Here is a 13,362-nt window from a genome sequence, read left to right on the forward strand (position 1 = left end):
GGTCGAAGCCCAATCGAATACCGTAAAAGCCTAGGACTTATGACGTAAAAACAGTCCAAGTTTTTGTCCGCATCCCCCAGACCTTGCGGATGGAGGCGGTCCTCCACCGCCACCACCGTGCTCTCATGGCACTTGCCAAGGCCCTGAACGAGGTCGGGCATATGACACGCGAGGAGATCGCGCCCTATCTGGACGGGCTACGGGATGGGGCCCGCAATAAGCGACCCGATCGTGAGATGCCTACGATCATTGCCTTGGCCCCAAGACCACCCGTCGAGCCGCCACACCTTACTTGACCCGGCCCATTCCTGCCGCCGGATTTCTCCCCTTCAAAGCCTTTTGCGCCCTCGAGGGAGACGAAGGCGGAAAAAGTTATTCCGGAGCCGTCATTCTAAATAGGGAGAACTCTCCGAGAATCCAAACTTCTCCCTATCCGCCTGAAGTTATTAACAAAAATCGCCACGACCCGTACAATTTCCTGACGCAATCTCAAAGGATGCAGGCTATGATGATGAACGAGATGGCAAGCTTAACCCTGCCAAAAACATCAACATTTATGAGCCCAGGGCCAGCGCCCGATGGGGCGGTCGGAGCAACTCGCAATGGCGCGGGATCGGGAAAGGCATGTTTACAGAGGGGATCTGGTTTTGACGTCGCCACCGTTTGCGGATGTCATCGACTACGCGCATGAAAAGATGAAAACATATGTGAACTACTTCCCCGCGTTGCGGCGCACCAGAACCCAAAAATTTACTTCACCTCGGCCGAAGCTCATCTAGTGCCAAAAAATGAAAGCTAAAGATATGCCCGACAATCACACCGGCCTTCCCGAATGGCTCTCAAGCCGCCGCTACTGCACCGTCAAGCATCTGATGCGCCTTTTTGAGGTTTCACGTCCGACTATCGACCGTTGGTGCCGTGACAACCCCGCCTTTCCCAGCAAGCTCAAGCTGGGGGTGCCCGGACGCGGAAACTGCAGCACGCGCTTTATTGTAGCGGAAGTCAAAAGCTACCTTGCAGCCATTGAGGGCACGACCGGCGTTCTAGAAAACGAGACCTGAGCATCCGTCCGGCTACGTTCATAATTTGCGACTCGAACCCAAACCGTACAGCGAGTAGCAAATGGGTTTTGTGCCACCGCTGTGCCACGGCGGAAAAACTCTTCAAACGTAGCGTAAGGCGTCAATCACGCAAACGCAAAATAAGCCATTGTTTCTGCTGTAAATAAAAATGGTGCCCGAAGACGGATTTGAACCGCCGACACACGGATTTTCAATCCGTTGCTCTACCAACTGAGCTATTCGGGCACGTAGGGCGGGTATTAGGCCAGCCTGCGGGGGCTGTCCAGAGGGATTTCGCAAAAAAATGCGGTCAAATACGTTTTACTGCTTTGGCGGCATTTCAGGCAGCGGCTCATTGTCGTCTTCTTGCTCGGTCACGGCGGCGGGGATCGCGTAAGAGCCGTTCAGCCACTTGCCGAGATCAATATCGGCGCAGCGGCGTGAGCAGAAGGGTTTGTATTTCGGATCAGCCTCGCGGGCGCAGATTGGACAGGTCATGCCGTGCCCTCCAGCACCTCTGCCAGCGCAAGGCGGTCGCGTTTGCGCACCAGTTCATAGAGGCCAAGCGTCGTCCAACCCACAAGGCTGGTTTCAGCCGATTCGCCCTTGAACGCAGCACGCAGAACTTGGTCGAGCACGGCCCGGTCGCGTTTCGGCATCGGCGCAAAATCAACCACGATCTGACCACCCAGCCCGCGCAGGCGCAGCTGGCGTGGCAGGTCGCGGGCGGCTGCGATGTTAGCCTTAAGACCCGCCGCAGGGGTGGTATCGCCACCTGTATTCACATCAACGGCCAGCAGCGCGCGGGTCGGCTCAATCATCATGTGGCCGGCGCCTTGCAGCTCAACCCGCGGGTCCAGCACGGCGTCGATCATTTCATACACGCCGAGGTCTTCGAAACCGCCGGTTACCACCTCATCGGGAGCGGGTTCGGCCCAGTCGCGCCAAGCGGTTTCTTGAGCCCCTGCCCCTTCGACCAGCAGTTCTGGCCCACCGTTGGTATCGGCCAGCACAGCCTCGGCCAGATCACGCATCGCGGCAATATCTTGGGCGATATCAAGTGCGTCCACACCTTCACAGGCCGAACGCAGGATCAAACCCAACGCCTCGGACGCGCCTTTCATGCCGGTCTCGGCCAAGGCCTCTAGCCCTGCGCGCACATCTTCGTCCTTGATGCGGCGCGATATGTTGCGGCCCGGCGCACCGGGGGTGACAATCGCATAGCGGCTTTTAAACAGCAGGCGCGTGGTGACGGGCACAGCTTTGCCAGCCTCGGACGGGCCGGTGACCTGCACCAACAGCCGCGCGCCGGGGGCGATGCCCGAAGTTTGGCGCAAAAAGCCGGTGCCTTGCGGCAGCTTAACGAACACGCCGCCTTGGCCCTTCATCAAGCGATCAGCCACGCAGCGGTAAATCGCGCCCGGCAGGGCATCATCACCCTGAGGGTCAACCAACAAATCTTGCAGCTGGCCATCAACGATCAGCGCGGCAGCGGGCTTGCCTTGGATTTCATCCAGTACAACGATGCGGCCAATCATGGTTTTTCCTTCCAAACGGGGTAGCCTGCGGTGGCGAGCATCGCGGCGGTTTCGGCCACGGGCAGGCCCATAATGCCGGTAAACGACCCCGAAATCCACGGGATGAACGCGCCGGCCAGCCCTTGGATGCCATAGCCACCCGCCTTACCGCGCCAATCATTGCTGGCAAGGTAGGTGTTCAGCTCTTCATCAGACAGCCGCTTCATTTTCACAGCAGAAACAGAATCGCGGGCCCAGATTTTATCGCCACGGCGCAGGGCGACCGAGGTAATTACCGTATGCCTGCGCCCGCCCAACGCCAGCAGGAACGACGCCGCCTCACCCGCATCGGCGGGCTTACCCATTATACGGCGGCCAAGGGCCACGGTGGTATCGGCACACAGTACAATATCATCGGGGCCAGCCACAACAGCCAACGCCTTTTCACGTGCAATCCGCGCGCAATAGGGGCGCGGAAGCTCGGCCTTTAGCGGATCTTCGTTAATATCGGGCGGCAGCACGGCATCCGGCACCACCCCAATCTGCGCCAACAATTCAAGCCTGCGCGGGCTGGCAGAGCCAAGGATCAGCCGCACGGGATTATTTAAAGCGATAGTTGATGCGGCCTTTGGACAGGTCGTAAGGGGTCATTTCGACCTGAACCTTATCGCCTGCCAGCACGCGAATACGGTTTTTACGCATTTTGCCTGCCATCACTGCGATCAATTCGTGGCCGTTCTCAAGTTCGACCCTGAATGTCGCATTGGGCAAAAGTTCCTTAACGACACCGGGGAATTCGAGAATGTCTTCTTTGGCCATGGTCACTCCAATAAATTTGAGCCCGCAAAAATGCAGGCTTTTGCGGGCATATGCGCCGAATGGGCAGGATTTTCAAGGACAAAGTGCAAAAGCATGGCCCTATGCGGTGAAACATAGGGCCAAAAGCCGTTAATCTTTGGGAATCACGCGCAAATGCAGCTCTCGTAGCTGTTCGTTCATCGGCTCGGACGGCGCGTTCATCAGCAGGTCCTCGGCGCGTTGGTTCATCGGGAACATGATAACCTCGCGGATGTTGGCCTCATCGGCCAGCAGCATCACGATGCGGTCAATCCCAGCTGCGCAACCACCGTGGGGCGGGGCGCCGTATTTGAACGCCTTAACCATGCCACCAAAGCGCTTGTTCACCTCATCATTCGGGTAACCCGCGATCTCAAACGCTTTGTACATGATTTCGGGTTTATGGTTGCGGATACCGCCCGAAATTAGCTCATAGCCGTTACACGCCAGATCATACTGATAGGCGTAAACGTCCAGCGGGTCGCCTTGCAACGCCTCCATCCCGCCTTGCGGCATTGAGAAAGGGTTGTGACTGAAGTCGATTTTGCCTTCGTCGTCTTTTTCGAACATCGGGAAATCGACAATCCACGCAAAGCGGAATGTGTCGGTTTCCGACAGCTTCAACTCATTGCCAATCTCATTGCGGGCACGGCCAGCAACGGATTGGAAGGTTTCAGGCTTGCCGCCAAGGAAGAAGGCGGCGTCGCCTTCGCCTAGATCAAGCTGCACACGGATAGCCTCAGTACGCTCGGGGCCAATATTTTTGGCCAAGGGGCCTGCGGCCTCCATGCTGCCATCTTCGGCTTTGCGCCAAAAGATATAGCCCATGCCCGGAAGGCCCTGCTGCTGGGCAAAGGCGTTCATGCGGTCGCAGAACTTGCGGCTGCCGCCTGTGGGCGCGGGAATGGCGCGGACTTCGTTGCCCTCAGACTCCAACAGTTTGGCGAAAATCGCAAAGCCAGAACCGCGGAAATGTTCGGATACGTCCTGCATTTTGATCGGGTTGCGCAGGTCGGGTTTGTCAGAGCCGTACCATTTGAGCGCGTCATTATAAGCGATCAGCGGCCATTCGGTATCAACCTTTTTGCCTTTGCCGAATTCCTCAAAGATGCCCTGAATAACGGGCTGCACGGCGGCAAAAACGTCTTCTTGCTTGACGAAAGACATTTCAACATCAAGCTGATAGAAGTCGGTCGGCGAACGGTCGGCACGCGGGTCTTCATCACGGAAACACGGCGCGATTTGGAAGTATTTATCAAAACCCGACACCATGATCAACTGTTTGAACTGCTGTGGAGCCTGTGGCAGCGCGTAGAATTTGCCGGGGTGCAAGCGGGATGGCACCAAGAAATCGCGGGCACCTTCGGGGCTGGATGCGGTGATGATCGGCGTTTGGAATTCGTTGAAATCCAGATCCCACATCCGGTTGCGGATGGACCGCACGACGTTTGACCGCAGCATCATATTGGCGTGCAGTTTTTCACGCCGCAGATCAAGAAAACGGTAGGTTAGACGGGTTTCTTCGGGATAGTCGACCTCACCAAACACTGGCATTGGCAATTCATCCGACGCGCCCAGCACTTCCATGCTGCGGGCATATACCTCAATCTCACCCGTAGGAAGCTTGGGGTTTACCAAGGAGGCATCGCGCGCTTTGACCGTGCCGTCGATGCGGATCACCCATTCTGCGCGAACCTTTTCAAGGTCGCGGAAAGCAGGGCTGTCGCTGTCGGCGATGATCTGGGTGATGCCGTAATGGTCGCGCAAATCGATAAAGAGGACGCCGCCGTGATCTCGGACCCGATGCACCCAGCCAGAGAGGCGGATATCTTGCCCGACGTTGGAGGCGTTAAGTTGGGCGCAAGTGTGGCTGCGATAGGCGTGCATCATCATCCCCTTTCAGAGGGCTCATATTCCGTTGAGGTTGATACACATCGCATGAGCGGTGAAGTCAAGTCTTTGTGGGAGTGGGAAGCCACCCGCAGGGGCATCGAGCCCCTTTGGGCGGCTTTGGTGCGGGTTGCCGGCGCAGGGATGAGCATTGGGGTGGCGGCTTGGTGGCCGAGGGCGGGGTTTAGGTATTTTTGCCAAGATGAACGGCGGGAGGCGGTTATGATACGAGCGGGGTGCGTAGGGGTGATGTGATTCCCCCTTGGTATCCGCGTTTGGAGCGACCTTGAGAGTATTGCAGGCGATGGCAGGTTTTGGAGCTGCGCTTTTTTCAGGTTGCTGGCCTTTAGCTGATGACCATCTGGTTTATGAGCCGCCCTTGCGCCGATATGCCCCTTGCACCCCCGCGCATGGCAGTTATAACCCACAAAATTTTGCGCAGATTGGGGGCGCAGATAAGCAGGAGAATGGCCATGCCAAAAAGAACCGACATCAAATCCATTATGATCATTGGTGCGGGGCCTATCGTGATTGGGCAGGCCTGCGAGTTCGACTATTCCGGTGCCCAAGCCTGTAAGGCGCTGCGCGAGGAAGGGTACCGTGTTATCCTTGTCAACTCGAACCCTGCGACGATTATGACCGATCCAGTGCTGGCCGATGCCACCTATATCGAGCCGATCACGCCAGAGGTTGTGGCCAAGATTATTGAGAAAGAGCGCCCAGATGCATTGCTGCCAACGATGGGCGGGCAGACGGGGTTGAACACAGCCTTGGCGCTTGCCGATATGGGTGTGTTGGAAAAATACAATGTTGAGCTGATCGGTGCCAAGCGTGAAGCCATTGAAATGGCCGAAGATCGCAAGTTGTTCCGCGAGGCGATGGACCGGATCGGGTTGGAAAACCCCAAGGCGACGATCATCGCTGCGCCTAAACTGGCCAGTGGTAAGTATGACATCAAGGCCGGCGTTGCCGAGGCGATGGAAGCGATTGAATACGTCGGCCTGCCTGCGATCATTCGCCCCGCTTTTACGTTGGGCGGCACGGGTGGCGGTGTGGCCTATAACCGTGACGACTATGAAGCGATTTGCCGGAGCGGCCTTGAAGCCAGCCCAATGGCACAGATTCTGATCGATGAGTCGCTGCTCGGTTGGAAAGAGTTTGAGATGGAGGTGGTGCGCGACACTGCTGACAACGCCATCATTATCTGCGCGATTGAAAATATTGACCCGATGGGTGTGCATACCGGCGATTCGATCACCGTGGCCCCTGCCCTGACCTTGACCGATAAAGAATACCAGATCATGCGCTCCGCCTCGATCGCGGTGCTGCGTGAGATTGGTGTCGAGACAGGTGGCTCGAACGTGCAATGGGCGATTAACCCTGTTGATGGCCGCATGGTGGTGATTGAAATGAACCCGCGTGTGTCGCGGTCCTCGGCGCTGGCGTCCAAGGCGACGGGGTTCCCGATTGCCAAGGTCGCGGCGAAACTGGCCGTTGGCTATACGCTGGACGAGCTGGACAACGACATCACCAAGGTCACGCCTGCGTCGTTTGAACCGTCGATCGACTATGTCGTCACCAAAATCCCGCGCTTTGCGTTTGAGAAGTTCCCAGGCTCCGAGCCTTTGCTGACCACCGCGATGAAATCGGTGGGTGAGGTAATGGCGATTGGCCGGACCATCCACGAGTCGATGCAAAAAGCGCTGGCATCACTGGAAACCGGCCTATCGGGTTTTGATGAAATTGGAATCCCCGGCGCGCCAGATCGTGCCGCGATTTTCAAGGCGCTTAGCCAGCAAACGCCCGACCGGTTGCGCGTGATTGCCCAAGCGATGCGCTTTGGCCTGACCGATGATGAGATCAATGGCGCGACCGCGTTTGACCCGTGGTTCTTGGCCCGTATCCGCGAGATCATGGATGCCGAAGCCGCCATTCGCCATGACGGCCTGCCGACCAACGCTACCGCCCTGCGCAAGCTGAAAATGCTGGGCTTTACCGATGCCCGTTTGGCCACACTGACCGGTCGGGATGAGGCACAAGTGCGCCGCGCCCGCCGCAACCTTGGCGTCAATGCTGTGTTCAAGCGCATTGATACTTGTGCCGCCGAATTTGAGGCGCAGACCCCCTATATGTATTCCACCTACGAGTCGCCGGTGATGGGCGATGTCGAATGTGAAGCGCGTCCCTCAAACGCCAAAAAAGTGGTTATCCTTGGTGGTGGGCCGAACCGGATTGGCCAAGGGATTGAGTTTGATTATTGCTGCTGCCACGCCTGCTATGCGCTGACCGAAGCGGGCTATGAGACAATCATGATCAACTGCAACCCCGAGACGGTTTCGACCGACTATGACACCTCGGACCGCTTGTATTTTGAGCCCCTGACACTGGAACATGTGCTGGAAATTCTGCGGGTTGAGCAGGAAAACGGCACGCTGCACGGGGTGATCGTGCAGTTCGGCGGGCAGACCCCGTTGAAGCTGGCGAATGCCTTGCATGATGAAGGCATTCCGATCCTTGGCACCACGCCTGATGCGATTGATCTGGCCGAAGATCGTGAGCGTTTCCAACAGCTTTTGCACAAACTGGGGCTGAAGCAGCCGCATAACGGCACCGCCCGTTCGCGCGATGAGGCCTTCGCTGTCGCCGCCGATGTTGGCTATCCTTTGGTCATCCGCCCATCCTTCGTTTTGGGTGGCCGCGCGATGGAAATCATCCGCGACGACGCGCAACTGGAACGCTATATCCGTGAGGCTGTGCAGGTGTCGGGCAATAACCCCGTGCTGCTCGACAGCTACCTTTCCGGCGCGATTGAGGTCGATGTTGATGCCCTGTCCGATGGCCAAAACGTCCATGTCGCGGGCATTATGGAGCATATTGAGGAGGCCGGCGTGCATTCGGGCGATAGCGCCTGTTCGCTGCCGCCGCACTCACTGTCGCCAGCGATCATCGAAGAGCTGAAACTCCAAACCGTGGCAATGGCGCGGGCGCTAAATGTAGTCGGCCTGATGAACGTGCAATTCGCGCTGAAAGGCGATGATATTTACGTGCTTGAGGTGAACCCGCGTGCCAGCCGCACCGTGCCGTTTGTGGCCAAGGCGACCGATTCCGCGATTGCCTCGATCGCCTCGCGCCTGATGGCGGGTGAGCCGCTGTCGAACTTCCCGATGCGTGCGCCCTATGCTGCGGGCGTTGGCCCCGACACCGATCTGCCGCTGGCTGATCCGATGACATTGGCCGACCCGATCACCCCTTGGTTTTCGGTGAAAGAGGCGGTTCTGCCCTTTGCCCGCTTCCCCGGTGTTGACCCGCTGCTGGGGCCAGAAATGCGCTCGACGGGCGAAGTTATGGGCTGGGATCGCACCTTTGCGCTGGCTTTCCTAAAGGCGCAAATGGGCGCAGGCACGCACCTGCCCGAAGAAGGCCGCGTGTTCCTGTCTATCAAGGATATGGACAAAACCGACGCCATGGCCGCCGCTGCGCGGGATTTGGTTGAAATGGGGTTTGAGATTGTGGCGACCAAAGGCACGGCGACTTGGCTGGCCTCGGTTGGGGCCGCTGCAACGCTGGTGAACAAGGTCTATGAAGGCCGCCCGAACATCGTGGACCGTTTGAAAAACAACGACATCGCGCTGGTTTTGAACACCACCGAAGGGACGCAGAGCATCACCGACTCCCGCGATATCCGCCGCGTGGCCTTGATGGATAAAATCCCGTATTTCACTACCGCCGCGGGGTCTATTGCCGCTGTGTCGGCGATGAAGGCACGGGGTGAGGGGATTGGGGTTCGGACGCTGCAGGGTTAATCGCGGCTAGGGCTTTGCCTTGGCGGAAACGGTCCAGTAGACCGTTCCCAGCGCTTAACGCCCCCGCACGCTTGCGGGGGCTGGGGATGAGTCCTAACTCAATCAGCGTAATGTGGAATGTCCAGCTTTACACCAAAGTGTCCTTCATCAACTTCCGACTTCTTGGAGCGGAGCCAGCCGCCTGCGATTAGCGCTTTAACTCTTACATTTTTCTCTGTCGCTTTGTTTGCCGCGAGCATGCTCCGCCATTCTTTTGCATCTTCTTTAGCGAAATGCCCGACAACTAGACCTTTTATCGACACTGTGACTGCATTCTTGTCATGCTTGTTCTCATTATCGCAGTAAACAACAGATTCGCATTCCAAATTTACGCCATTGTCAGATTTTGGTCCTGCAATTGACTGTAACTGGTCCTGATAGAACGACTCACCGACAATATCAAAATCGAAACTCTCTTCAGGTTCCAAGAAAAAGCCTTCTTCATCGAAATCCAACAGATCGGCGGCAGCATCAAACTTGTTTTCTTTAACAACCTTCTTTTTGGTTGCGGCTTTCCCTTTTTTCGCAGAGCCAACGAGCAACTCAACTTTCTGAATCTTAGATTTTGACTTGGGAAAAAGTAGTTTTAGAAAATCCATTGTGCACTCCATCGAAAAACTAAGACCGGTTGCAAGGCTACATGGCTCCATTCGGTTTTCAAGGCTTTTCCAAGTTTGGGCACTCACAACTCCCCCTTGACAAATCCCCCAAAATCCACCATTTGCCCCTTATCCGAGTGCCCGTGCCGCGTGAGCATGTGAACGGCCCGGATGAAGGTTCCCACCGCACGCAGGGGTTCCGCGGTGCCGACGGGGTGTTTGCAGGTGCAGGCATTCGAGGCGCGCGCCGCTCCCTCTTTGCCGCTTGGTGCGGCACTAGGCGCGTGGCATCACGGGCCGGAAAGACTATTTATGACGACGTTTGCTGATTTGGGCCTATCGCCCAAGCTGATGGCTGGTTTGGAAAAAGCTGGCTACACTGCGCCTACACCTATTCAGGTTCAGGCCATCCCGCACATCATGAAGGGCCGTGATATCATGGGCCTTGCGCAGACCGGCACCGGCAAAACTGCCGCGTTCGGCCTGCCTTTACTGCACCGTTTGCTGGATATCGGCCACCCGCCTGCGCCGCGCACCGTGCGCAGCGTGATCTTGGCGCCAACCCGTGAATTGGTTGCGCAAATCTCGGATAACCTGACCAACTACACCAAAGGCACGCCTGTTAAGGTGGTCATGATCACCGGCGGCGCGTCGATTTTCCGCCAGTCGGAAAAGCTGGCCCGTGGCGCGGATGTGGTGGTTGCGACCCCCGGCCGTTTGATCGACCTTTTGGACCGTAAGGCCCTGACGCTAGAGGCTTGCGGCTATCTGGTACTGGACGAGGCTGACCAAATGCTCGACATGGGCTTCATCCACGCGCTGCGCAAAATCGCGCAGTATATCCCGTTGAAACGCCAGACAATGTTGTTCTCGGCCACGATGCCAAAGCTGATCGAAGATCTGGCAGGTACCTATCTGCGCGACCCGATCAAGGTGCAGGTTGCCCCCCCTGGCAAACCCATTGAAAAGATTGAACAATCGGTGCATTACACACCGCAGGGTGACAAGGCCAAGCTGCTGGAAACCTATCTGAAAGACCATGTCGGCGAGCAAGCGCTGGTATTTGGCCGTACCAAGCATGGCTCGGAAAAGCTGATGAAATTGCTGGTGTCTTGGGGCTTTAAGGCGGGCTCTATCCACGGTAACAAATCCCAGAACCAGCGTGACCGCACCTTGACCGAATTCCGCAATGGCGAGTTGGACGTACTGGTTGCGACCGATGTTGCTGCGCGTGGGATCGATATTCCCGGCGTGCGTCATGTCTATAACTATGACCTGCCGAACGTGCCGGAAAACTATGTGCACCGTATTGGCCGGACCGCGCGGGCGGGTGCCGAAGGGCGTGCCGTGGCATTCTGTGCGCCAGCTGAAATGGGCGAGTTGAAAGACATCGAAAAGCTGTTGAAAAACCCTCTGCCGATCATCGGTGGCGCACCTTGGGGCCTTGCCGATATTAAGGCTGCACCAAAACCGCCGCAGCGTGGCGCACGCCCGCCGCGCGGGGGTGGTCAGGGCAAACCGCGGGCCGCTGGCCAAGGCAAGCCAAAGCCGCAGGGCAAACCGATGCGCGGCGTTGAAGGTGGGCTAGGCTCGCCGAAAAAATCTGCGCCAAAGCGTAGCCCACGGCCACAAGGCCGCAGCAACGTGGCCTAAATAAAATAAAAGCTGGCGCAGGATTTCTGCGCCAGCTTTGTTTTAAAGTGTTTGTTTATTTTGCTTCGTCTTCGAGGTTCAGCTTCATTTCAAGCAAAACCTGCTGGATCGACAACGTCTCACGCAACAGTCGCTTTGCCTCATTGATCGAGATTTTGCCATCTGAAATGGCGCTGTTATATTCGCCCATCAACATTGCAAACCGCTGCGACAGCATCACCACATCCGAGTTGATACCCTGCGAGGTCGTATTGCGTTTCGTGCCGTCATAGGCCATCGTGATGCCGCGCAAATCGGCCAAAGCACTGGTGACATGGGGAAAACTGGCTGCTGCCTCTAATGCGGCAACAACATCTACCGGCATGAAACGGTCGGCATGTTCATCTGCATCCGAATAATAGCGACCAAGCGTGGCCTTGGATTTCCCCGACAATTCGCAAGCGGCTTCTATACCCACATCCTTTACCAAGGCTTCGGTGTGCTTTTTCAAGTAGCTGTGGTATTTCATACGATACGCTTTCGGCTTTGGTCCCCGAACCAAATGGGGAAATCATTCTACCTTTTCCCATTAAGCTGCCGTTAAGAATTTGTCATCTATGTTTTCAGTTCCAGTGTTTGTTGGAATGAGTACGAGTAACCGGTGCCCCCAGCATCGGTATTGGTAGAGTCGCCGTATCTTTGCTTTTGTTAAAGTCGACGAGCCTGTGTTCGTCGTGGTACGGCGGCCTTTTCCTAAATCGTGTTAAACCCGCATTCCCCAAGTAGACCTCTGATTTTGCTATCCTGATTGTGGTATTTCGTATACAAATCATAGTGTTGATGGATGATCAGGGAGCATTTTATGGATCACCCAGAGGGTGCGGACTCGCAGCGGGCAGATCGGGTGGATTCCAGCTTGCCGAGGTGGCGGTCAAAGGCCCCATGATCAGGGCCACGCGACGCATCTTCAAACGGACCAACGATCAGCGACGCGAATTCCACAGGATCTTCCGGCGCTGGCAGCACCAGCCGCCCGGTCCGCGCCATGAGGAAAGATGGTTCGCTGGCACACCATGCCGACGCGCCACAGCGTTCACGGTGGTGCCCGGCACCAGCGTCTCCGCCACAATCCGCGCTTTCAAATCATCCGGCCATTTCCGGTTGCGGCGACCCCAGCCACCAACCGGGAGAACCTCCAATGTAGTCTCCATGAATAGCCCCTAGTTTCCTAGACACCTTGCAGCTTCAGTTTCTGCTGCTGTTCGAAGTCGATCGGTGACAGCATCCCGTTCCTAACGTGTTTGCGCCGTGGATTGTAGAAAAACTTGATGTAGTCCGTTGGCCGGTAGGCGATTGCCTACAATCGCCGTAAGGCGAACACGTCCTGACGGGCTTCAGCGCGCGTTTTATACTTTCTGCGTCGGATGCGTTCGCGTTTGAGCAGGTTGAAGAAGCTTTCCGCCACCGCATTATCCCAACAGTTCCCGCGACCATTGCCCGGCAGGCGATTTGCAAGGCAAATCTGCCGAGAGGGGGCTCATGCTTTGCGTCAGATTGTGCTGTTCGAGGAACTCTTGCCACTCGTAGCTGGTGAACTGTGAACCTTGGTCCGCAGCCCGGCAGGGGATTGCGTAGCAATGCCCGAGAGGGGGAATGCACCTGAACTTTGGTCTTTGGTTTGCGCCGCCAGACGGCCATCAGCAGGGCTTGCAGGGGCAGATCGGTATATGTGCGGCCTTGCATGCGTTGCCGGCAGGTGATTGCGCGCAATCACCGAGAGGGACCAGCCAACAACGCGCCGGGAAAACAGATCGATGACAACTGCGAGATACAGGAAGCCCTCGTGGGTGCGGATGTAGGTTCTTTAATTGATCATCTGCGCTCGTTGATATTGTCTCGTGTATCGGCCACCTGCAAGGTTCTTTTCGAAGTCATCCCATTTGGTGCTTCATCTCGGCATCCAAGGCGTCGACGTCCCGAAGGT

At 56.7% G+C, this 13,362-nt stretch carries 11 protein-coding genes, 1 tRNA gene and 1 pseudogene; 3 read left to right on the forward strand and 10 right to left on the reverse strand.

Annotation, left to right across the window (positions count from 1 at the left end; all coding sequences use genetic code 11):
- Window positions 1-788: 788 nt before the first annotated feature.
- Window positions 789-1,061 carry a helix-turn-helix transcriptional regulator gene (locus tag ACEN2J_RS19350; RefSeq protein WP_442108199.1) on the forward strand — a complete coding sequence of 91 codons (273 nt, stop codon included), beginning with the start codon at window positions 789-791 and terminating at the stop codon, window positions 1,059-1,061.
- A 170-nt stretch (window positions 1,062-1,231) separates the two neighbouring features.
- Here the strand turns inward: ACEN2J_RS19350 and ACEN2J_RS19355 are convergent.
- The 6 genes from ACEN2J_RS19355 to aspS form a co-directional block, all read right to left on the reverse strand.
- Window positions 1,232-1,307 (reverse strand) — tRNA-Phe (locus tag ACEN2J_RS19355).
- Between the two features lie 75 nt (window positions 1,308-1,382).
- Window positions 1,383-1,559, reverse strand: a complete 177-nt coding sequence (locus tag ACEN2J_RS19360) for a DNA gyrase inhibitor YacG (protein WP_442108201.1) — start codon at window positions 1,557-1,559, stop codon at window positions 1,383-1,385.
- Window positions 1,556-2,599 carry a ribonuclease E/G gene (locus tag ACEN2J_RS19365; protein WP_442108203.1) on the reverse strand — a complete coding sequence of 348 codons (1,044 nt, stop codon included), beginning with the start codon at window positions 2,597-2,599 and terminating at the stop codon, window positions 1,556-1,558. The genes ACEN2J_RS19360 and ACEN2J_RS19365 overlap by 4 nt, the downstream gene beginning before the upstream one ends.
- The gene (locus ACEN2J_RS19370) at window positions 2,596-3,174 is read right to left on the reverse strand and encodes a Maf family protein (protein WP_442108205.1); all 579 of its coding nucleotides are present in this window, start codon (window positions 3,172-3,174) and stop codon (window positions 2,596-2,598) included. Before ACEN2J_RS19370 ends, ACEN2J_RS19365 begins: the two co-directional genes overlap by 4 nt.
- A 4-nt stretch (window positions 3,175-3,178) precedes the next feature.
- Window positions 3,179-3,397 carry a translation initiation factor IF-1 gene (gene infA / locus ACEN2J_RS19375; RefSeq protein WP_050523081.1) on the reverse strand — a complete coding sequence of 73 codons (219 nt, stop codon included), beginning with the start codon at window positions 3,395-3,397 and terminating at the stop codon, window positions 3,179-3,181.
- 129 nt (window positions 3,398-3,526) lie between these two features.
- Window positions 3,527-5,302, reverse strand: a complete 1,776-nt coding sequence (gene aspS / locus ACEN2J_RS19380; RefSeq protein ID WP_442108208.1) for an aspartate--tRNA ligase — start codon at window positions 5,300-5,302, stop codon at window positions 3,527-3,529.
- A gap of 476 nt (window positions 5,303-5,778) precedes the next feature.
- Between aspS and carB the strand changes: the two genes are divergently transcribed.
- Window positions 5,779-9,108 (forward strand): carbamoyl-phosphate synthase large subunit, encoded by a 3,330-nt coding sequence (gene carB, locus ACEN2J_RS19385; protein WP_442108210.1) that lies wholly within the window; start codon window positions 5,779-5,781, stop codon window positions 9,106-9,108.
- 98 nt (window positions 9,109-9,206) lie between these two features.
- Here carB and ACEN2J_RS19390 read toward each other — a convergent pair whose 3' ends face one another.
- Window positions 9,207-9,746 carry a hypothetical protein gene (locus tag ACEN2J_RS19390; RefSeq protein ID WP_442108212.1) on the reverse strand — a complete coding sequence of 180 codons (540 nt, stop codon included), beginning with the start codon at window positions 9,744-9,746 and terminating at the stop codon, window positions 9,207-9,209.
- 312 nt (window positions 9,747-10,058) lie between these two features.
- On the opposite strand from ACEN2J_RS19390, the gene ACEN2J_RS19395 reads away from it, so the two are divergent.
- Window positions 10,059-11,399, forward strand: a complete 1,341-nt coding sequence (locus tag ACEN2J_RS19395) for a DEAD/DEAH box helicase (RefSeq protein ID WP_442108214.1) — start codon at window positions 10,059-10,061, stop codon at window positions 11,397-11,399.
- A gap of 55 nt (window positions 11,400-11,454) precedes the next feature.
- Here the strand turns inward: ACEN2J_RS19395 and ACEN2J_RS19400 are convergent, their stop codons facing one another.
- The 3 genes and pseudogenes from ACEN2J_RS19400 to ACEN2J_RS19410 all read right to left on the reverse strand — a co-directional run.
- Complete coding sequence (locus ACEN2J_RS19400; RefSeq protein WP_442108216.1) at window positions 11,455-11,907, reverse strand: hypothetical protein; 453 nt, start codon at window positions 11,905-11,907, stop codon at window positions 11,455-11,457.
- A gap of 454 nt (window positions 11,908-12,361) precedes the next feature.
- Entirely contained in the window at window positions 12,362-12,589 is a 228-nt protein-coding gene (locus ACEN2J_RS19405) for a transposase (RefSeq protein ID WP_442108218.1), read from the reverse strand.
- Between the two features lie 17 nt (window positions 12,590-12,606).
- Window positions 12,607-13,239: pseudogene (locus ACEN2J_RS19410) on the reverse strand (DDE-type integrase/transposase/recombinase); the annotation flags it as partial.
- Window positions 13,240-13,362: the final 123 nt, after the last annotated feature.

It is taken from the genome of Pseudorhodobacter sp. W20_MBD10_FR17 (genome assembly GCF_052119765.1).
GTDB lineage: Bacteria > Pseudomonadota > Alphaproteobacteria > Rhodobacterales > Rhodobacteraceae > Pseudorhodobacter.